A 22,043-nucleotide genomic window follows, 5' to 3' on the forward strand; every position below is an offset into this window, starting at 1 on the left:
CAAAAGGCAGGAGGTCATTATGATGACAGATGCACAGCGCTATTTATTCGATATGATGGGATATCTGCATCTGGAACAAGCACTTACACGAACAGAACTAAAGGCCGCACAACAAGCTATAAATCGGTACGTAAATGCCTCAGACGATGAACTGCCCGAAGGATTTGGGCGTTCAACCTCATTATTTGACAAAAATCGCACACAATTCAAATACGTCTTTGCTTTTGACAAAGTACTGGAAGCGCTGGTCTTTCACCATTCGTTCTGGCCCATTGTGCTGGAAGTATCTGGACGACGTCCGCGGCTAAACAGCGGTGAAGTGCGGATCAATACGGCTAAAGATCCCGTTCATCGCTTGCATTGTTCGCGCGAGAGTTTTGGACGATATAGCTGTCGATATAGCTGTGACGATGGGAAAATTTATTGCGACGACCTGGTGGTATTTATCTATCTGACGGATGTCTTGCCCGGAGATGGCGGATTGCTGCTCGTGCCGGGATCGCACAAAAGCGATTTTAAGCGCCCCCCCGATGTGTTCAACGACGGATGGATCGAAAAAGATGTACCTCTCGGCGTGGCGAATATCACAGCCCGAGCCGGCGATATTGTCATAACCACAGAATTGATGACACACGGGGCAATGGCCTGGCAACCCAAAGATAGGGATCGCCGTTTCTTCATTCTCAGATACCGCCCGCAATATCACCGACAAATCCACGAATTTCCCGATTCAGTACTGGCGCGGGTCTCGCCCGAAACGCGAGAACTTCTCGAGACACAGTCCTATACACACGAAAAAGAGATCGTAAAAAAGGATTTCGTGACATTGACGGTTTGAGCGACGGATTCATCCGCACATAACAAAACGCCCGCCAGATTCTTCTGACGGGCGTTTTTGTATTTGGACTCTCTCAGTCGCGTTGCGACAACACATCGCGCTCATAAGCCTCTATCTCATCGAGCCAGGAAGCACCGATAGGCACATTGGCTTTGAGACAGCACATATCCCACACAGCGGAAAATGGCATCGTCTTCATATCTTCCATCAGCGCGAGTTTTTGCGCGAGCTTACCTTCGGCTTCGAGTTGGCGCAGGCAGTCGGTCGGATCAACGAGACCATAGAGGAGGGCTTTGCGCGTGGCACGCGTACCAATAACATAAGCTGCTGTGCGATTGATGCTCGCATCGAAAAAATCGAGCGCGAGATACATGCGGTCAATCGCATTGTGGCGGGCGAGTTCCAGAAAAACATGGCGCACATCATCGCTAAAGAGAACGACGTGATCCGAGTCCCAGCGAATGGGACGGCTCGTGTGGATGAGCAACTTGTCGTGGAAAGCAAAATGCGCCGAGAGCTTGTCGGCAATCGACTCAGTCGGATGAAAATGTCCCATATCGAGACAGAGGAGTACGCCCCGGGTCAACGCGTAATTGGCGTAAAAATCATTGGACCCAACCGTATAATCCTCCATTCCGAGGCCAAAGAGCTTGCCTTCAACCGCATCAACGCATTCGGGACCTATACCCAGACCATCGTCAAAGACAGTATCCAGTGCTTCCACCAGACGCTCGCGGGGCGTCCACCGGTCAGCGGGATGGTCTTTGGCGCCATCGGGGATCCAGTGATTGTTGACAACCTCATCCCCCAGCGCTTTCCCAATAGCTTCAGAGATCCGACGGCTCGCAATAGCGTGTTGAATCCAAAAATCGCGAATACCTTTATCGGGATGGCTCAAGGTAAAGCCATCATTCGCCTTGGGATGTGCAAAATAGGTGGGATTAAAATCAATACCGATATCGTATGCCTTTGCCCAATTGATCCAGCTCGCAAAGTGCTCCGGCTCCAGAGCGTCGCGATCAACGACTTTGCCACCCGTATCACTATAAGAGGCGTGGATATTCGCCCTGTGTGGTCCGGGCAACAGATCAACCACTTTTTTCAGGTCTCGACGAAGCTCATCCCCATTGCGCGCGCGACCGGGATAATTGCCCGTAGCCATAATGCCGCCGCCTTCAACAGCTTCATCTTTGACTTCAAAACCCGCCACATCGTCACCCTGCCAGCAATGGAGAGAGATCGGCACTTCGAGTGCCCTATCCACAGCCCGTTCAATATCCACGCCAAAAGCGGCGTACTGTTCGGCGGCATGCTCGAAATTGGCTTCAATCTGAACATCGGTAATCGGTGTTTTATAATGCATTGCAATCTCCTGAAATCAGTGAATAGGAGGCCAACAAAAGTCTCAACGAATTATCTTCACATCGCGCAAATATCGCTCCAATGCCGTATCCACGCGCTGACCTGTAAAATCGAATACAACAGAGTCGGATGCGGCATCGCGGAGAAAATGGCGAAATGCAACCTGTCTTTCCATCGCGACGAGATAGGTACCCGCAGAATCGGGCTTTGCCCCTATCTTCAGATTTGAAATGGTTTTATCCCCGCGCTCAAACGAACAGCCCGCTGTCAGATACATCCGCGCCTCGAGAACCGCCAGAATCTGATCCCGCGAAAGACGTGTGAGCATTACGGGCGGTCTGTATTGTCGCAACCGATAAATATCATTCAGAGAAATATCGCCCGCGGCAACACCGTGCGTATCTCCATTGCGTTCCAGAATCGCAACATCGGCGCGGGTTTGTTCTAACACTGCCTGTCCCACCAGATCGCCCAGAGCCGACCGTTCATCTCGCGCATTGGGCAAGTCGCGTTCTGTTCGACAAATCACTTCATCTAAGGGCTTCGTGTATTCATCAATGAGTGCTTCAATCTCTGCATCGCGCGCAATTACCTCCTTAAGAGGCAACAATTTTCCATTCAACCTCATCACCCGATATCCACGCGCCGCCTTTTGCAATTGCACATCTACCCGCCCTAAAAACTGGTAATAATGCCGCGCTTGCACAATAGCTACGCTCCCATTCCCATTTGCCCGTGCGATACGCGAAGGCGTATTTAACCGCGTGTGAGTATCGCCACCCACAATTAAATCCAATTCCGGCACAGCCGCCGCTAACAAACTGTCGTTTTTAACGCCAATATGCGTCAATGCAATCAAAAAATCGACCTTTGGACGCAATTCTGGCATGTATTGCTTCGCCGTCTCTACTGCGTCATGCAACCTCAGCATTTGAGACGACTGATGCCAGGGGCGAATGAGGCCAAGCCCCAAAATGCCCACTTTCACACCTTGAACTTCTTTGATCAGATACGGAGGAAAAATCGGTCCATCGTGATGTTTATACGTCACATTCGCGTGAACAAAAGGCGTGGATACGCGCGAGGTCTGTCGCTTCAGATTTTCAATCCCAAAATAAAACTCTCCATTGCCCGGTGTAATAGCATCAAAGCCCATTTTTTCAAAAGCCAACAGATTCACATACCCTCCCGTATAAATCACCACAGGCTCTCCACGCGAAAAAATATCACCCGCGTGCAAAAGCAAAACGCGCTCGGGATTTTCTGCGCGAACCTGCTTTACCAGCGTTGACAAACGGCCTATTCCCCCAATATTGTGCCCTCCCAAATTGTAGGGAGACAATTTCCCGTGTGTATCATTGATATGCAGCACCACCAGGTCAACCGTATCTGACGCCCAAACAGATCCCGTTAAAAAAGTGACCACAATGATAAAATACGTCATTTTTTTCATGCTCAACTCCACAGTTTATATACGGGCCAGAGGTCCGTCAAAGTCGCATCAAAAGGGCGATGTGTCAAGGGAAAAGGCAGTGGATTTTGGCGGCAAATTTGGGTATTATGGACAACCTTATCCCATAAAAGAAAGGAACAGCATGAAGCGACCGAATATCTTATTGATTTACACCGATCAGCAGCGGTGGGATGCCATGGGCGTGAATGGAAACACCGATATCCAGACACCGAATCTGGATCACCTGGCAAACGAGGGTATAAACTTCGACCACTACTTTGTCCAGAACCCCGTGTGCATGCCCAGTCGGGTGAGCTTTTTGACCGGACAATATCCCTCCACGCTCGGCATTACACACATGGGTGTACCCGTACCCGAAGACTTTGTAACATTGCCCAAATTGCTGCACAATTCGGGATATCACTCGGCAAATATCGGCAAATTGCACTTTTTGCCACACGCCAACCGGGATCACCGAGAAATACATCCCAATTATGGATTTGACCATCTGGAGATCAGCGATGAACCTGGCTGTTACGAAGACGCTTATCGCGCCTGGGTACGCATGGAAGCGCCGAACCAACTCGACCATTTGAGCCTGGGATTGCCGCCATTGGCAGAGCGCTGGTATCAGATAATGGGCGAAAAAGACGACGTACATCACCCCGATGAGCGATTCCCCAAACACCCCATCCCCTTTCGCGGAAAAGATGAATACACACACACGGCTTGGGTGGCGAGCCAGTCAATACAATATATGTCGGAACGCGCAAGTGAAAGCCGTCCATTTTTGTGCATCGCGGGAATTTACTCCCCGCATTCACCCTGGGTTGCACCGCAGCGTTTTCTGGACCTGTACGACCCCGATCAAATGACCCTGCCATCCTTCCCGCCAGAAATCGATGCAAAACGCAATGAAAACCACTACGGCGATCGCGAACTTCGCCTCGCGCGACAGGGATATTACGGCATGGTCAGCGAAGTAGATCACCATGTGGGCCGCCTGTTAGACGCGCTGGATGAATTGGGCATTGCAAATGAAACAATTGTAGTCTTCACATCCGACCACGGCGAATGGCTGGGCGAACATTTGCGCTATGGCAAAAACTATCCGGGACACGATTGTGTCAGCCGCGTCCCCCTGCTGATGCGTATCCCAGGAAAAGAAAGCGGACGTCGCGTATCGAGCATCGTCGAAGGTGTCGATGTACTCCCCACCCTGCTCGAAGCCTGCGGTGTACCCCTCCCACCCCATTTACAGGGTCAATCGCTATATCCCGTATTCAGCGGGGGAAAAGATCCGGACAAACCCGTCGCATTGATGGAAGCCACGGGCTGGAAAATGATACGGTCTGAGAACTATCGCTATATCGCACATGACGATGGACGGGAATTTCTCTATGACCTGAACGCCGAATGGGGCGAATACCGCGATGTGTCGCAAGATCCCAACCACACAAACGCGCTGATTGAACATCGGCATCTATTGATCAAACGGCTCATAGAGATGGAACGACCGAAAAAGCGGATTTGGGGATACTGATACAGGAGGTAACATGAAAATCGTAGATATACAAAAAACACTCTCTCTGGGGGCTGCATGTCGCCACTGGTCGTTATTGAAAATTATCACCGATGAGGGCATTGAGGGATTGGGTGAATGGCGTGGAGGACAATCGGTTGATCAACTGAAGAATACGCTCATCGGAAAAGACCCGACCAATGTAAACCAATTGCATCACGATCATCTGTGGCGCATGCAGGGCGCTGGTGCCGGTGTGGAAATCGCACTCTGGGATATTAAAGGCAAAGCATTGGGCGTACCGATGTGCGACCTCCTCGGCGGAAAACTGCGCGACAAGGTGCGGATGTATTGCGACTGCCATTCGGGCGCGTACTGGACACCAGAAGACTATAATCGACGCTGGGATGAAGTGCGAGCATCGGGTGAATTAGACCCCGTATATGAAACATCGAGCTATGTGGCGCGGGCAAAAGAACGAGTAGCCGAAGGATTTACAGCCTTAAAATTCGATCTGGACGTCCCCAACCCCTGGAAAATGGATGTGTACGACCGGTCTGTCGGACGACGGCAACACGAACATATTGTAACCACGATTGAAGCATTGCGCGATGCAATCGGACCGTATATCGATTTATCGATAGACCTGCACGGATCATTTAACGCGATTGATGGTTTGCGGATATGCAAAGATGTGGAACACCTCGACTTATTGTGGTTGGAAGACCCGATCCGATGGGAATGGGGTAACGTAGATGCTCTGGCAAAAATTTGCATGCAAACAGAAACACCGATCTGTACAGGCGAGATATTTTATGGCGCAAAGCTATTTCGGGAACTCATGGAAAAAGGCGCGTGCGACCTGCTCGAACCCGACATACCGCGCAGTGGTGGCGCCATAGAAACGCGGCGCATCGCAGAACTGGCAGAAATGTATCATATGTCAATCGCACCGCATTATATGGCGAGCACAGTAGCTGGCATAGCCGCCGTACACATCTGTTCCACCATACCCAATTTCCTGGCTCTGGAATATCACTCGGCCAATATCCCGCTCTGGTCAACGATGTTGAATATCAAAAATCCAATTCAAAATGGATATATCACCGTGCCAGAGGGTCCAGGCCTGGGCATTGAATTAGACGAAGTAGAAATATTAAAACATCTGCCCGAAGGCACGGAATTGTGGTCTTAAAAACAGAAAGGGCCAAAATATGAAATTTCCAACAATTCGTCCGCCGCGTGCCAATTATATCCGTCCGCTTAATGGTGAAACGCTCACACTCTCACCCCCCGGATTTAGCTGGTGGCGAGCTGCTGATCGGGGTGCCTGTCAATATCGCGTCATTGTCGCACGCGATGGAAAACCCTACTACGAATCTCCCCTGCTCTCCGATCCCATACACCATTCAGATTGCGTTTTTGCACCCGGAACTTACGAATGGCATGTGCAAGCCGTTGTAAATGGCGCGGTTCGAGCGCGCTCGGAATGCCGATCTTTTGAAATTGCCGATTGCGCTGCCGAACAACCTCATCCAGACGCCGCTACACTGCTGGCAAACGTCCCAAAAGAACGCCCGCGTCTCTTCTTTCTGGCATCTGACCTGGAAGATGTGCGACGCTCGCTAACATCGACTCGATCCGAAGCATTCGAAGCACTGAGAAACGACGCCGACCACGCGCTCACACTCGAACTACCATCAGAGCCGACATACGACCAGATTGAAGACCCCTCCGAACGCAGGCTGGCTTATGTCGCGTGTTTTGGCACCATGCGAAAATATCACGATGAAGGCATGCGAACACTCGCCCTCTTTTATTTACTCACTGGGGAAAAGCGATATGGCGAAGCCGCACGGCGCTTTATTGTTGACGCCGCGCAGTGGGATGTGGAGGGCATATCCTCTATTCTCGCGCCTTATGGCGACGAAGTCGGCCTCGGATTGCTCAGAGCAGGCGCAGAAGTCTATGACTGGATCTACGATATTTTCACCGAAGACGAACGCGAACTCGTCGCGCGCATGCTCGGCGCGCGGGCAGATCAGATGATTCGCAGGCTGGAGAAACACGATTATACATTCACGCCCGAAGAGAGTCACAACGGTCGCCTACCCGGTTTTTTACTCGAACACGCCATAGCCCGTGCTGAAGACGAACGCGCGCCTTCATGGGCGGAATATGCACTCAAACTTATTGCGACAAATTTTCCCCATTGGGCCGGGTATGAAGGAGGTTGGGCACAGGGCGTACCCTATGGCCTGTCTTACAACTCGCGGGACGCAATACCTTTTCACGCCTGGAAACTGGCAACTGGACACGATATATGGCTAAAACCCTATTACCAGAACATGCCGTGGTTTTTTTATTACGTCGTTTCTCCAGTCGGCGAACTCATGCCATTTGGCGATACAGAAGACCAACCCATTCGCGCCTCACAGGCCAGAACCTTTCTTCAATTTCACGGTCTCAGATTGCAAAATCATCAACTGCGTGCCTGGGCGGATCAGGTGCGCGACTCCGATGGGCATCCCGCAGAGATCGATCCCTTTCTGGGCATCTTACTTGAAGATACCCCGCTCCCATCCAATAAAGATACAGTATCACAAGACCGCGTCTTTCGAGGCGTTGGCTGGGGCGCATTGCACAGCGATATCGAACATCCGGACAGTGATTTTATGGTCCTCTTCCGTTCATCGCCCTTTGGCGGCGTAAGCCACGGTCATGCGAGCCAGAATGATTTTGCTGTGATGAAAGGCGGACGCGCTTTAATATGCGCTGGCGGCCTTCGGTATCCGCATCACGGCACGCCATTTCACAACGAATACGCCCAACACTCGATTTCACACAACTGCGTTCTCGTCAATGGCGAAGGCGCGATCAACCGGGATGGCAACCGCGGCGGTGAGATTATCGATTTTAAGACCACACATCCGTTTGGCTATATCTGCGGCGAAGCGGAAAACGCTTACGGAGACCGGTTGAATCGATACAGGCGACATCTCGTGATGATCCGCCCGTCGATCACAATTCTCATCGATGAATTGGAAACCCCCGAAGCATCGACATTCCAGTGGTTGCTACACGCATTCGAAAAGTTTGATCTCGATGCGACGACTGTCACCTCCAACCGCAAGGGCGCATCATTAAAGGGTCAGCTTTTTGGATCAACAGATCTTCGTCTCAGTCAGACAAACGAATGGGCCGTACCGCCAGATAAAGGCTATCCAACCCTCGATAAAGAACTGCCCGAAAAGCGATGGCATTTTACCGCCGAGACAGAGCGCGTAAAACGCTGTCGGATTGCCGCAATTTTTTCTGTCCGCGGACCCGACGAGAGCGATCTCGACTTCTCAATAACTGCATCGGAAAATCAAATCGCGCTTTCTGCCGGAAATACAACAGCGCAAATCAACTTGTCCCCCGATGAAAGCACCGTTCTTTCTCTATCATCTGGATCAGAAGATTTGACCATTCAGGCCTGATTAGCAGACCGATAGTTTGAGATCGCGATGACGCCAGCGATAAGCAGCGCGATACCCTGCAAATAGAGGCGGGCATCCCCTGATGGGGTAAGGAATAAGAGAAGGGCTGCGGCGAGTAAAAGGACGCGTTGATACGTGGGCAAAGGGGCAAAAGCATGCCCAGCCGCGGCGGCTGATAGGGGTAAAATACCGAGCAGGACGACGAGAATATTGGCGATTATAGCGGAAATATCAGAAGACAAGAGCAAAAGCTCTGGATGCAGAACAAAGGCATAGGGCAAAGCAAAGCCTACAAGGGCAAAACGGAAAGCAGTGACGCCAGTTTGCATAATACTCGCCTTTGCAATAGCAGCAGCCGTGTAAGCAGCCAGCGCGACCGGGGGCGTAACCATAGACATCATGCCAAAATAAAAAATAAACAGATGCGCGCCCAGTGCCACAATGCCGAGGTCGCTCAAAACAGGTCCCACCAGAGTCGCCATAAGCAGATAACACACGGCCGAAGGCAAGCCCATGCCCAGGATGATGGTGGAGATCATCAGCAGAATCAAAGCCAGAATGATATTATTTTGCGCCAGTGGCAACAAAGTACTCGGAAGTTTTGTGCCAATACCCGTAAGCGTCACAACACCGATAATAATACCCACGCATGAAGCCGCTGCAATAAGCGAAACACCGCCGTGCGCGGCCTTTTCCAATGCGCGGATCATAGCGCGAGGCCCAACGCGTGTTGTGGGGCTAAACGCACTTACAATAAGAACAAAGAGCAGGGCGATACTCACGGCGCGAAAAGGCGTGTAACCCAGAATGAGAAATACAATAAGCGTGATGAAAGCGACGAGAAAAACCAGCCCCCGGAATCTAGGAGGACGCTCAGGAGCCTCTCCATCACTTGCAGACGCCCCAATGCGTTTGGCGTGAAAATGGACAATCAGCAAAAGAGCCGCGTAATAGAGAATCGCCGGAACCAGAGCCGCTTTGATGATCTCCAAATAAGTAACAGCCGGCTCGACGATTTCGAGCATCATATAGGCACCCGCCCCCATAATGGGCGGAACGAGCGCACCGCCCGAACTCGCTGCGGCTTCAATGCCGCCAGCCACAGTTGGACGAAAACCCGTTGAGCGCATCAGCGGAATGGTAAACGTGCCAGTAGTCGCCGTATTGGCCACAGCACTGCCCGAAAGAGATCCCATCATACCCGACGAAATAACAGCCACTTTGGCTGGTCCCCCGGTGCTGTTGCGAAAAATGCGGCGAGCCGTATTCAGAATATATCCCGTAGCACCTGTCTCTTCGAGCACAGTGCCAAAAAGTACAAAAAGAAAAACATAGGTGAACATCACTTTCAACGCGATCCCAAAAACGCCTTGAGAGTGGAGATAGGTCTGAGAGACAATGCGCTCCCAGTTATATCCGCGGTGGGGAAAAAGCCAATCGGGCAGAATATATCCATAAGCGGCATAAATCAGAAAGACGAGTGCGAGCAAGGGCAGAGTGAGACCAATGGCGCGACGGGTTGCTTCGAGGACCAGGATAAGCCCGATGAGACCGACAACGTGATCGAGCGCGTGTTCGAGTCCCGCGCGATTGCCCAGAGATTGCCCATTGATCCAGGAAAATTGAAAGAGGGATTCGGTTTGGGTCAGGACATAACCAAAACAGAAGATAACTGCCAGTACAAAAAAGAGATCGAGGATCTGAAGAGATTTATTGGGGTGAATCGGATATTTGAGAAACACAAGACACAAGCCCAGCAAGGCAAAAACCGATAGCTGGGCTTGTGGTGCGAGTTGCGGATAATTGACCTCGACCAGAATAAAAAGACCGAGTAGTGCGGAGATAATGCGAAACAGGTGGGAATAGAGGCGCGTCATGCGTCTATTCGCTCCAGATACCAATTTCTTTGAAATATTTTATCGCACCCGGATGAAAAGGCGTACCCGTATCTCGAACGATATTTTTGGGATTTATCGCCCTGCCCGCCGGGTGTTTTTTTACAACTTCCGCACGGCGTTCATAGAGCGTTTTGGTAAAATTGTAAACCGTATCCTCGCTCAAACTCGCCCGCGTAATGAGATGCATAGAACCGACGTTCATCCCGGCGAAATCCTCTGCTTGCCCCCGGTACGTATTGGCGGGAATCGTCGCGGCAAAAAAGAAAGGATAGGTCTCAAAAAGGCTTTGTTTGGCCGATTCATCATAGGGAATAAAATAAATATCTTGAGACGCACTGGCCTGGGTAATCGAAGCCGTGGGCACTGCGCCCCCTAAAAAAGCCGCAGCAGCCGAACCGTCGGCGAGCATGTCAACCGTTCCCGCCTGTGTATTGTGAAGCGGTGTAAAATCGTCATAAGTGACCCCGTGCGCGTTCAGGATGGGTCCTAAGAAATACTCAAAACCCGCACCCGCTGGTCCAACCACAACGCGCTTGCCCTTGAGATCGCCCAAACCATTGACACCCGCGCTTTGTGGCGCAATAAAAAGCGCGACATTCGGCGCCAATGTCATAACCGCATTGATATTCTGTTTTTCTCCCCACGCGCCTTCTCCGCGCACGGCAAAATAGGAGATCGCAGCATTGGCCAGCGCGAAATCCAGTTCCCCGCTCGAAAGGCGGCGAATATTCTCCTGCGTGCCTTTGGTCGCCTCGGCAGAAACCTCCCAGGGCATGTGATCGTTGACAACCTGGGCAATCGCGCCACCCACCACAAAAAACGCACCGCCGGGCGGCGCCGTGCCCACGCTGAGAAATTTATCCCCTTGATCCTGAGGCGCGCCACACCCGATGAACAAGGCTACCGCGAAGATGAGTAATGCTTTGTACCGCATAGCTATCCTCTTTTAATTTGCCGCAATACAATAGAGATGTTCAGTGCCGCGCAAATACAACTCGTCGCCCGCGATAATGGGGGATGCACCTGTGCCTTCGTCGAGTTTATTTGTTGCGAGCACTTCAAATTCGCTGCCATTCTTGATCACATAAGTCGTGCCAGCCAGCCCGGCGATATACACGCGGTCACTTGTGCCAACGAGTGGGGCGTATATGCGATTGATACCCTGGAGCCGCGCGGGACCGAAAACTGTTTCACCTGTTTTGGCATTGTAACAGGCTAAAACACTCCTGGTGCTTTTTATGCTGTAGATATTGTTTCCAGAAAGAAGAGGCGAGGAAACATAAGGGGTATTATCGGTAACAGTCCACAGAACGGCATCTGTACCCGTAATATCGCCCTTGGCTTTGTCGAGTGAAATCGCCTGCATGGCCGGGTCTCTATGACCACTTGTAACATAGACGATGCCATCGGCATAGACAGCGGTGGGAATGACATTTGACCCCAGTCCCGCGCACTCCCACAAGACATCGCCAGTTTTTAGATCGTAACTTCGGGTCTTTCCGCTCGCGCCCACAATAATCTGTTGCGTGCCCTTGTGTTCGACAACGATCGGTGTGGTCCACGTCGTTCGTTCTCGTCGCGCCGTGCGCCAGATTTCCTCACCCGTGCGCTTATCCAGCGCGACAATAAACGAATTGCCTTGGTGATCCCAGTTGATAATCAGCGTATTGCCGTGAATCGTCGGCGATGAACCTTCTCCAAAAGAACCCGCAACTCTCATATCGCCCAGGTCCTTATCCCATTTCAAATTGCCGTCGAAGTCAAAACAATAAAGCCCCCAGGAGCCAAAAAATGCGTACAGATGTTCGCCGTCCGTAACACCCGATGTAGCAGCATAATTAGCCGTTTTATGAGTGCCTTCGTGGGGCAGTGCCTCATTCACGGTCTTTTCCCACACCACATCGCCGCTTTTGCGATCCAGTGCAAGCAGCTTAAACTGATAGATATGAGTGGGTAACGGCTTTCTGGCTGTCTGGGCAACATCTACGGTTTTGTCGGTCTTAACCGCAGTCTGAACAAAAATTTTATCGCCCCATATAATAGGCGTGGCGTGCCCCGTACCCGGAATTTTTACTTTCCAGCGGATATTGGTATCTTCGCTCCATTCCACAGGGGGATTGCCCGTATCCACGAGTCCATTTACATTCGGTCCCCGCAGATGGGGCCAATTTTGCGTTTCCTTCGCCGCATGGTGTTTTGCCTGAACCAGAATCGGAATCAGACAGAACCCCATCAAAATCAAAAGCCATTTCTTCATCGCAAACTCCTTTCTGTGATGTGATATTTTGCAATTCAGAGGTCCAAAATATCTATTTAATGAATGGTTGTCAAACCCTTCTTTTTTTTTTACGTTGGAGATAGAGATTCGGCGAACTAACATCTAACAACTAAAAAAAGGAATTTTATGCCTGCTCCTCTTTATCCCAAATCCATTCGCTGGTGGCCCGCTATTGCTATCGCCGCATTGATGCTCATTGTATTATCGGTAATATGGATTCCCGAAAGGCCAAGCCGTCAGATGCAGGTTATGCCGACCATACTCGTCTGCTCAGTCGGATCTATTTTGCTCTGTCTCTGGTTCTTTGCTTTTTCTCGAACGAGTCGAAAAATTCGCCTGCGGGGTCTAAGTATTCTTATACTCCTGATCATTCTGACAGTTTCATTATTTCAAATTCGCGGTTTCACGGGCGATTTGGCTCCCAAGATAGAGTGGCGCTGGTCTTCTGTTACAGCGATATCCGTGGCGAGGCAATCTTCAGACGGTCCCGATACAGACTATCCTCAATTTTTGGGACCACATCGCAACGCCATCCTCAATGAAATAAAACTGGAATCCGATTGGGATCAAAATCCCCCCAAATTACTCTGGCGCGTACCCGTTGGTGAAGCCTATTCCGCCTTTGCCGTTGTTGGACGCTCTGCCGTGACTCAAGAGCAAAAAGGCGAAAACGAAACCGTGGCCTGTTACGACCTCTTGACCGGAAAAGAGAAATGGCGTCACAGCGCACCTGCGCGATATGAAACCGCGATTGCCGGAATTGGTCCGCGAGCCACGCCAACCATATCGGGCAACCGCGTTTATTCTTTTGGTGCAACAGGCATCCTGACCTGTCTCGATTTAGAAACCGGTCGAGAAATCTGGTCGCGCGATACTGTAAAAGAAACCAATGCGCGCGTTAAAGAATGGGGCATGAGCGGTTCGCCTCTCGTTTTAGACGACAAGGTAATCGTGAGCCCGGGCGGGCCAAACGAGCAATCGCTGATGGCTTATGACAAAGAAACCGGTGCTATTATCTGGGGAAGTGGCCGCGTAAGAGCAGGTCATAGCTCACCCAGTTTGGCCTCTATAGCGGGAATGGATCAAATACTCATTTTTAACAGAGGGCAAGTTGCGGGTCACGATCCAACTTCCGGCAAGTTGCTGTGGGAATATCCCTGGACTGGTGGGATGACGCAACACGTTGCCCAACCCATTCTACTGCCCGGAGACAGCATCTTTGTATCAACAGGTTATGGCATTGGCAGTGAATTGATTCAAATTGCGAAAAACAGTCGGGATAAATTTACTGCCGAACGGATATGGAAAAGCCCTCGTCTCAAAGCCAAATTTGCCAATATGGTCTATAAAGACGGATATATTTACGGACTGGACGACGGCATCCTCGTGTGTTTGGATCTGGCGGATGGGCAGCGCAAATGGAAGCGAGGTCGCTATGGGCACGGACAACTTATTCTCGTAGATGACCTCTTGCTCATCCAGACCGAATCGGGCGATGTCGTCCTCGTCGATGCCTCGCCGATTGAACACAACGAACGCGCGCGCTTCCCCGCCCTGGGCAGCCATACCTGGAATGCCCCCACACTTGCCGCGCCCTATCTCCTCGTGCGAAATGATCGAGAAGCCGCGTGTTATGAACTTTCACTGGCGAATAGACGAATAGACGAATAGACGAACCCCACCCTACCACCCAAAGTCAGTGCGAACTCCATTCGTTAATTCGTTGATTCGTTGATTCGCTCACATCTCCTGTTTCAACGCGGGCAATAGGGGTGCTCGCAGGGCAAAGAAAACAGCTATCGCGCTTGCGATGAGGCCCGTGCCGTATATGATGACAAGCGTGAGAGCCAGCGATCTCCAGGGAATTAACGCACCATAGCTCATAACATGGGGCGCTACTGCAATAAGCGCAGAGACGCTACCAATAGCCAGACCCACGAGCATTAAAAACCCATTCTCCGCGAGCAACATCCGCGACAGCACAGCGCGTCGAAAGCCAAAGGCTCGAAGAACGGCTAATTCACCGCGTCTTTCAATCACATTTCTCAATAGAACAATTCCCAATCCAAGCGTCCCCAACAGCAGACCCAATCCCCCCAGTGTTTGAAAGGTGGAGAGATAGGTATTTTCGACCTCCTGAAAATGAGCGAGTTTTTGCGCTGTGGATACGGCGTCTAACCCGATGTCTTTTAATCGACTTTCCAAAAGCGCAGTAAGCTGAACGGGCTGTTGCGTTTCAACGAGAAAAGCACCATATCCACTCTGGCCGGGAAAGTGTTGCAAAAAATTGTCTTCTGAAATCAGCAATTCACTTTGAAAAATACTCGTCTTTAGCAAGCCCACCAGTCTCAGCTTGACGGTCCCCCCCATCTCATTTCGCAACACAATATCATCGCCCAATTGCTTGTGCAAGATCCACATAGCCGAATTGTAATCTCCAATTGCAGGAATCACATCTGCACCCAGATCCTCGGATAATAGATCCCAGGGATTTTCCACCTCGACACTCGTTTGCTGAAACGCAAAGCCACCTCGCTGACGCAGAGATTCGGGAACGCCCAAAACGCGCGGACTTTCGGGCTTGTAAAGATTGAGACAACTCGCATCTTCACCGGGTAAAACGCGCATCGGAATAAACCGCGCCTTATTCAGCAGGTCTCCATCTGCTTGCGAGAATCCGAGTTCAAATTGTCCTTCTTTTGAATTGAAATCCCAATAAATCGGCACATCAACTTCGGCGATAAGGGCAAAGCCCCCTGTGCCAGAACCTTTGTCCTGAGCAATATTTTGAGTCAAATCAGTCCGCCTGTTCGCGCCTACTGCAACAATGACAAAACACGCACAACCGATGAGTGAGGCACACAACAAACTTCGCGTGGGCTGTCGCTTGCTATTTTGCACCCCCATCCCAATAATACCCTCTCTTATGGTGCGATGCCCACGCCTGAACCAGAGCGAAAAAAAGCACAATCCCGAAACCATCCACAGCGCGCCACTGACAAAAAACAAACCCGTACCCGCAGATGGATCCATCGCCATAGCGCCTCCCAAACTGAGCGCTGCGAGGATGAGACTGTTCAGAGCATACCATTTTGTACGCGGCTTTGCTCGCGCCACTTCCGTGATCCCCGATAATAATGCGCGAACAGAAATATTGCCCAAACGGCGGAGCGTGAGCCATATGGCCAACAGGATCACAATTAGTGAAATAGCATAGCCCAACAACAGACTCGATGCATGGATATGAAGTGCGAGATCAGATGTGCCAACTGCGCCCACCCAATAAGTACGCAATCCCGCCATAATCAGATAGGCGTAGAAAACACCGCCTATCAGCCCCAAAATACCGCCCACACAGGCCAGTACAAGGCCCTCGGAGCTAAAGAGTCGGCGGATTTTTTTTGCCGTATATCCCGCCACCATCCGCATCCCGACTTCTCTGCCCCGTTGCTCCACACTCAGGCGAAATAGCAAACCGACCAGAAGAGCTGCGGAGATAATCAGAAATTGGCTGAATGCAATAAACAGCCCGCTAAAGTCCGTTGCTCCCGCAGAAGCAGCCAGGCCCTGCTGTTTGACGGGCTGAAATGTCAGGCCAGCCGATTCGGGCGCGATTTTTTTCAGCAAGCGATCCTCAAATCGCTTCGCTGTTGTTTCGATATCTTCTCCCGCAACAGCCCCAATGCGTATGGCGGTTAATACGCCAAATCGACTTTTCCACAACCGCTGCCCAGTCGCGGCGGACACAAAGGCTTTGGGTGCGTCGCGATAGGTATCCCAATAATCTTCATCTTTTGGACGAACACGACTCAGGTCTATGGGAAAAGGCGCTTCCCAATCGGCCATATTATTTGCATCGCCCAGGCCCGGATAATCGGGAGACAACTTTTCATCCGCCCCCAATCCCGCCATTGCAACAATACCCTTGAGTTGGAATATTGCCCAACGGTTCAGGAGTTCTTCTCCTGGCGCAACTTCGTAATAGGCAACTTTGACTTCATCCCCAACCCGTGCGTTCAAATCCTCAGCCGCCCAGGTATTCAGCAAAATATCACCTTCCCCGAGGTGTAGTGATCCATCTACAAGCTGAAAAGATCCCAGATTCCCGACATCTAACGCAGAAATTGTGGAATAGGGCAGTTCTCTCTCCCCCACCTGTGTGGTATTCGCCAGATAGGTGAGAATGGACATATGGGGCGCGTTTAATTCGGCAGATACTTGTTGAATAGTCTCCGCAATATGGGATTTGAGAATAAACTGCGTGCTCTCAATAGCGAAATAATCGGCCTCTCGGCGGATGACAATGCCGAGATCATCGGATGTTACAACGCGGGAAAATGCTTCCTGAACGTCTGCATCTGGGTCACCCGACACCAGCAATGTATTCACGCGGCCTCTTTGACCCAATGCTTTTTGTAAAACCGGCAATGACAGGTACGCATTGAGCGGAACAGTCTGGCGGGCGAAAAGGCCAAAGCGCCCCAGTCCCCTATCGGGAAGCACGCCTGCGAGCGTCAGTCGAATTGTTTGAACCGCATCATCAGCATGTCCAAATAGCGATTCGCGGTGAATATCATCTGATTGTTCAAAAGACAGCAGAATGGCATCGCCAATCTGTGCATTGAGTTCTTTTCGGAGGGATTCGTTGACAACAACGGATGGAAATATGCCTTCGACCGTCAACTCGGGCAATATCTGATCAAACAGATTTGCAAAGCGATTGTCAATACCCTGAATTTGAACGCGAGAAGCCAACGTATTCGATCTCGCGTGAACAGCCGTTCCACTCAGACTAATAGCCGATACAACATCTTGAGTATTGAGTTCACGCTCGAGATCGCGCGCCAGACTTGCGCGAAGAAATCGCTCGGAGACCAGAGCGTGGTCAATTTTGCCCAGGCGACTCAGCGACAAATCTCTCAAGCTACCGCGCACGGAATCGCCCACAATCAAAGCACCCGTCAGAACAGCCGTCGCCACTGCCACGCCGAGCACAACAGCCAGATTAATTCGCCAGAAAAAGATCAGACTTCGACGCACATCCCCTCCTGTAGATCAAACCGCCGCTCAAAGCGATGGGCCAGTGCCGAGCTGTGCGTCGCGCAGATCAGGATATTATTTTCCCGCTCGTGCAATTCAAATAACAGATCGGCTATCTCTTCTGCCCGCGCCCCATCCAGACTACCCGTTGGTTCGTCACACAAGAGCAATGCCGGAGAATTGATGAGCGCACGCGCAACCGCTGTGCGCTGTCGCTCGCCGCCGGATAATTCAGCGGGCCGGTGATCAATGCGATGCGATAAGCCCACGCGATCGATAATTTCTCGGGCGCGGTCTCGCGCATCGCCATTTCGAAATACCAGCGTCGGAATCAAAACATTTTCCAAAACCGAGTATTGAGGCAAAAGATGGTGCTCTTGAAACACAAATCCAATCCCCTGATTTCTAAACCGCGCGAGTTCGATTTCCGACAATGTGAAGGGATCCTGGCCTTCAATTTCGAGACTCCCCTCAGATGGCCGGTCCAGCGTACCCAGCACATGCAACAAGGTACTCTTCCCCGACCCCGAAGGCCCCATAACACTCAGCGATTGTCCCGCCGTCATTTCAAAAGACACATCCTGCAGTACATTTACATCGCCGAAGTGTTTGGAAAGATTTTCAACTTTTAGTGCCATTCCGGACCCCTTAGATATACTATTCCGAGACCTGTATTTGATCCGCGATAAAATCTGGAATCGGTATGGATCTGATTTTTTCGCCGGGGTTACATATACAACATACCGTACTTAATTCTCCGCGAGCAACAGCCGTCTCCCCGCGAAAAAAATCAAACCGATAGGTCAGCGATTTTGTGCCTTTGCGTATCACCCTCAGATGAATATCCAGCACATCTTCAAATACGGCTGGACTGAGATATGTACACGTCGCTTCCAATCGCGGCCATCCAATTTTATTCCCATCCCATTCCGTTGAAACACTCGTACCCAACGCGCGCAAAAAAGCATGCTCGGCAGCTTCCATAAACACAAAAAACCGGGAAAAGTGTACAATCCCGGCCATGTCCGTATCGGAAAACGCCACTCTGTGTGTGGTGTGAAATTCGCTGTGCATAGTGCTCAATCAAGACGAAGGTTTAAATAATGTCACCAGACAACCTCCCATCGCAGCCAGTATAATACCCAGCACAAATTGCCAGTTCAAACCACCCCATCCACCTGCTGGCGGATGCAAGATGAGGGATACGACGGCATTGACAATAGGTGCGCCGGCAAAAACAATAGACATAACCACGGGCGGTGTCCCCTTCGCCCCAAAGGCGAGAAGTACGCCAAATGCCCCGATGGCTCCCACAATACCAGCCAACAGCGACCATGTCAGGCCCTTTGTCGGAAATGTCCAGTCCGACCCGTTAATCGCCAGCACGATGAGGGATCCAATAACAGCCGTCAAAAGATAGGCAATGCCCACAAAGAGAAACGCCTTATAGCGTCCATTTTCGGGATCGCCCATAGCGATCTGTCCAGTATGCAGAAAAATCCCGTACAAACCCCACGCGCCCACGGTCATCAACGCAAAAATCAACCACGTAAGTCCAGAAGATGAAGTCGGCATTTGCCCTCCTGTGTTAAGTTTTTAATCCGTCACATACCGTCGATATACCGCCAGTGTGGCCTCCGCCATATCGCCGTCACTAAAATTTTGATGTACTGCTTCTTTGCCTTCCTGCCCCATCGCCTCCCGCCCTTCTGCGTCATTCATCATCCGCAGGAACCCTGCCGCCAGTGCCTCTGAAGAATCTGGCTCTACCAGAATTCCCCCACCCGTTTTTTCAATCCATTCTGGGAAAATACCGTGCCGGGGTTGAACAACGGGGACGCCATTGGCCATAGCTTCGAGCAGCGATAGCCCCTTGGGTTCTTTATAAGGCGTAGGCACGGATAAGATATGAATGCTATTCAGGAATGCAATTTTTTCTTCTCGATTGACTTCCCCGCGATAATCAAAAACACCGGAAAGTCCCCGGGATGCGATTTGTTCGCATACGTGCTGAAAATACGACTCGTCTCTTTGCCCCAGATAACCGGCAACGCTGAGTTTTACATTTTCCACACCGACTTGCTCTGCCAGTTGATGAAACGCATCTACCAGCACATGCAATCCCTTCTCGGGACATATGCGAGCGAGATAACCAATAGTAAAAGGCAACGGATCTGGCTTTATATCGCTTTCTCCATGTCCGTCTAATTTGATACCCAACGGCACAACGTGAATGCGATTGCGCGGCACATCGAGATAACCAGCCATAAAATCGGCGTAATAGTCACAAGTCGCTACAAATCCATCGACATCCCTTGCCCGATCTCGTAAGCACTGCCGCGCCTCCGATTTGTACGGTTCTATCAACCCTTCGAGAAAGATATCCTCACCTTGCAGAGAACACAAAACGGGAATACCGAGTTCCCGTTTCATTTCTCTCGCCATACCCAAAAACATCGAATTGGTCAACTGCACGAGGTCTGGCTGAAAATCCTCTTTCAACCAGCGCACCAGCTTTGCGAGTTCTTTTTTTTGCGCACCATCTTCCCCTTCTAAAACCGATACAGTGAGCGCGCCGAGATCTTCCGCGCGAGTTGATCCACTAAAACGGGCGAGACCATTGAGCAGTGTTCGGCTATTCAACAATCTATCGACAAAAGAGGGCGTGTGCCGAAAAATCCCCATTTTCTGCTGGAGATAAACATTTATGCCGCCGTAAAATACCCGATCAATACTCGCGCCCTGTTCATCGGTCCGCAGGGGCGTGTACGTCGGAATAAGCGCGAAATCTATTCCCTTGCGCTGAAGCGCAGAGGCCAGCGCATTGTCGTGAATACAACTGCCACAATACATGCCCGCCGCACCCGCGGCAATATAAGCAATTCGCATATACAGCAATCCCGTTTAAGCAGATACCTCAGCGTAGTGATCTACAGTCTCGGGCAGATCACACATGTGCCCCATAGGTTCAAAAATAGGGGTGACATCCTCGCGATAGACATTGCCTTTTAAGATATTGATAATGCCATCTATACATTCCGGGTGCGATTTCAAAAATCTGGCAAAACTGAAATCTTTGGTATAAAAAGCATAGACCAATTTGCGAATCGCCTCCATGCCCGGAAGAAATTCTGGTCCCCATTTGCCGAGTTGCCCGGCAGAGAAATCGCGCTTTTCAATGGCTTCGTGGATCGCATCGGCAGCCATCTCGCCCGATTTGAGCGCGAGGAACACACCCGAAGAATACACGGGATCGATAAAACCAAACGCATCGCCTACCAGCACCCATCCCTCACCCGCGACAGTATTGGATCGGTATGAAAAATCCTGCGTGACTTTCATCGGAAATAACTGCTCCGCCCCTGCGAGCCGTTCTTGCATGCGGATGCACTTATCCAGCTCTTCTTCGAAAATTTCCTGAGGGGTTCTCTTGCGGTTTTGCAACAAATAATCCAATCCCCCAACAACACCCACGCTGACCACATCATCTGCCAGCGGGATGTACCAGAACCATGAATCCTTGTCACGCGTATGTAAAATCAGCGTTGCACCTTCGTCAATACCCTCATCGCGGAACGCGCCTTTGTAGTGCGTGAAAATAGATGCCTTTTTGAGTTCTGGCTCAATCGTCTTGGTCTTTAGCCTTCGTGAAATAAGCGCGCTTCGTCCCGTCGCATCTACGATAACACTGGCAGACACATCACTGATCTGTCCATCGCGATATCTCACCTGAACACCCGTTGCCCTATCCCCGGAAAAATGCACCTGATGCACACTCGCCCCTTGTTTGACCTCGGCGCCTTTCTCGCGGGCATTATCCATCATCATAAGATCAAATTCGCTGCGCAACACCTGATACGTAATCGAACTTTCGTGGGGATCGTGTAAGTGAAAATAAAATGGCGCAGAGCCTTTTCCCGATCCGCTAAAAAATTGAACGCTATATTTTTTTACAAACTCACTTTTTTTTAGCTTATCCAGCAACCCAAGTCGTTTAAACGACCAGTACGTCCCCGGCATCAGGGACTCGCCAATCTGAAATCTGGGAAATTCCTCCCGCTCCAGCAGCAAAACACGGTGCCCATATTCAGCGACCAGCGCAGCTGTCGTACTCCCCGCAGGTCCCCCACCAATGACAATGACATCGTAGTGATTGATCATGAAATAGGT

At 50.9% G+C, this 22,043-nt stretch carries 16 protein-coding genes; 5 read left to right on the forward strand and 11 right to left on the reverse strand.

What is annotated here, in order from left to right; all coding sequences use genetic code 11:
* Positions 1-19: 19 nt before the first annotated feature.
* Complete coding sequence (locus OXH16_11160) at positions 20-838, forward strand: phytanoyl-CoA dioxygenase family protein (GenBank protein ID MCY3681947.1); 819 nt, start codon at positions 20-22, stop codon at positions 836-838.
* 73 nt (positions 839-911) lie between these two features.
* Here the strand turns inward: OXH16_11160 and OXH16_11165 are convergent, their stop codons facing one another.
* Positions 912-2,201 carry an L-rhamnose isomerase gene (locus OXH16_11165; protein ID MCY3681948.1) on the reverse strand — a complete coding sequence of 430 codons (1,290 nt, stop codon included), beginning with the start codon at positions 2,199-2,201 and terminating at the stop codon, positions 912-914.
* A 42-nt stretch (positions 2,202-2,243) separates the two neighbouring features.
* Positions 2,244-3,653 (reverse strand): bifunctional UDP-sugar hydrolase/5'-nucleotidase, encoded by a 1,410-nt coding sequence (locus tag OXH16_11170; GenBank protein ID MCY3681949.1) that lies wholly within the window; start codon positions 3,651-3,653, stop codon positions 2,244-2,246.
* A gap of 142 nt (positions 3,654-3,795) precedes the next feature.
* On the opposite strand from OXH16_11170, the gene OXH16_11175 reads away from it, so the two are divergent.
* The 3 genes from OXH16_11175 to OXH16_11185 are packed head-to-tail and all read left to right on the forward strand — an operon-like array spanning position 3,796 to position 8,657.
* Positions 3,796-5,196, forward strand: coding sequence for a sulfatase-like hydrolase/transferase (locus OXH16_11175; GenBank protein ID MCY3681950.1), 1,401 nt, complete (start codon positions 3,796-3,798; stop codon positions 5,194-5,196).
* 13 nt (positions 5,197-5,209) lie between these two features.
* Positions 5,210-6,370 (forward strand): mandelate racemase/muconate lactonizing enzyme family protein, encoded by a 1,161-nt coding sequence (locus OXH16_11180; protein MCY3681951.1) that lies wholly within the window; start codon positions 5,210-5,212, stop codon positions 6,368-6,370.
* 19 nt (positions 6,371-6,389) lie between these two features.
* Positions 6,390-8,657: a DUF4962 domain-containing protein gene (locus OXH16_11185; GenBank protein ID MCY3681952.1), complete on the forward strand. Its 2,268-nt coding sequence runs from the start codon at positions 6,390-6,392 to the stop codon at positions 8,655-8,657.
* Here OXH16_11185 and OXH16_11190 read toward each other — a convergent pair.
* Genes OXH16_11190 through OXH16_11200 form a run of 3 tightly spaced genes read right to left on the reverse strand, consistent with a single transcriptional unit; the run spans position 8,648 to position 12,812 of the window.
* Entirely contained in the window at positions 8,648-10,534 is a 1,887-nt protein-coding gene (locus OXH16_11190; protein ID MCY3681953.1) for a TRAP transporter fused permease subunit, read from the reverse strand. The genes OXH16_11185 and OXH16_11190 overlap by 10 nt on opposite strands.
* Positions 10,535-10,538: 4 nt before the next feature.
* Positions 10,539-11,489 carry a TAXI family TRAP transporter solute-binding subunit gene (locus OXH16_11195; GenBank protein MCY3681954.1) on the reverse strand — a complete coding sequence of 317 codons (951 nt, stop codon included), beginning with the start codon at positions 11,487-11,489 and terminating at the stop codon, positions 10,539-10,541.
* Positions 11,490-11,501: 12 nt separating this feature from the next.
* Positions 11,502-12,812: a PQQ-binding-like beta-propeller repeat protein gene (locus OXH16_11200; GenBank protein ID MCY3681955.1), complete on the reverse strand. Its 1,311-nt coding sequence runs from the start codon at positions 12,810-12,812 to the stop codon at positions 11,502-11,504.
* Between the two features lie 147 nt (positions 12,813-12,959).
* On the opposite strand from OXH16_11200, the gene OXH16_11205 reads away from it, so the two are divergent.
* Positions 12,960-14,504, forward strand: coding sequence for a PQQ-like beta-propeller repeat protein (locus OXH16_11205; protein MCY3681956.1), 1,545 nt, complete (start codon positions 12,960-12,962; stop codon positions 14,502-14,504).
* A gap of 69 nt (positions 14,505-14,573) precedes the next feature.
* Here the strand turns inward: OXH16_11205 and OXH16_11210 are convergent, their stop codons facing one another.
* The 6 genes from OXH16_11210 to OXH16_11235 are packed head-to-tail and all read right to left on the reverse strand — an operon-like array spanning position 14,574 to position 22,034.
* The gene (locus OXH16_11210; GenBank protein ID MCY3681957.1) at positions 14,574-17,873 is read right to left on the reverse strand and encodes an ABC transporter permease; all 3,300 of its coding nucleotides are present in this window, start codon (positions 17,871-17,873) and stop codon (positions 14,574-14,576) included.
* A complete protein-coding gene (locus tag OXH16_11215) occupies positions 17,858-18,511 on the reverse strand; it encodes an ABC transporter ATP-binding protein (GenBank protein MCY3681958.1) in 654 nt (217 codons plus the stop codon). The genes OXH16_11210 and OXH16_11215 overlap by 16 nt, the downstream gene beginning before the upstream one ends.
* Before the next feature lie 19 nt (positions 18,512-18,530).
* Positions 18,531-18,947: a thioesterase family protein gene (locus OXH16_11220; GenBank protein MCY3681959.1), complete on the reverse strand. Its 417-nt coding sequence runs from the start codon at positions 18,945-18,947 to the stop codon at positions 18,531-18,533.
* A gap of 9 nt (positions 18,948-18,956) precedes the next feature.
* Positions 18,957-19,448, reverse strand: coding sequence for a hypothetical protein (locus OXH16_11225; protein ID MCY3681960.1), 492 nt, complete (start codon positions 19,446-19,448; stop codon positions 18,957-18,959).
* Between the two features lie 21 nt (positions 19,449-19,469).
* Positions 19,470-20,762: a glycosyltransferase family 4 protein gene (locus tag OXH16_11230; protein ID MCY3681961.1), complete on the reverse strand. Its 1,293-nt coding sequence runs from the start codon at positions 20,760-20,762 to the stop codon at positions 19,470-19,472.
* A 15-nt stretch (positions 20,763-20,777) separates the two neighbouring features.
* Positions 20,778-22,034, reverse strand: a complete 1,257-nt coding sequence (locus tag OXH16_11235) for an NAD(P)/FAD-dependent oxidoreductase (GenBank protein MCY3681962.1) — start codon at positions 22,032-22,034, stop codon at positions 20,778-20,780.
* Positions 22,035-22,043: the final 9 nt, after the last annotated feature.

This window comes from Gemmatimonadota bacterium, from assembly GCA_026705765.1.
Taxonomy (GTDB): domain Bacteria; phylum Latescibacterota; class UBA2968; order UBA2968; family UBA2968; genus VXRD01.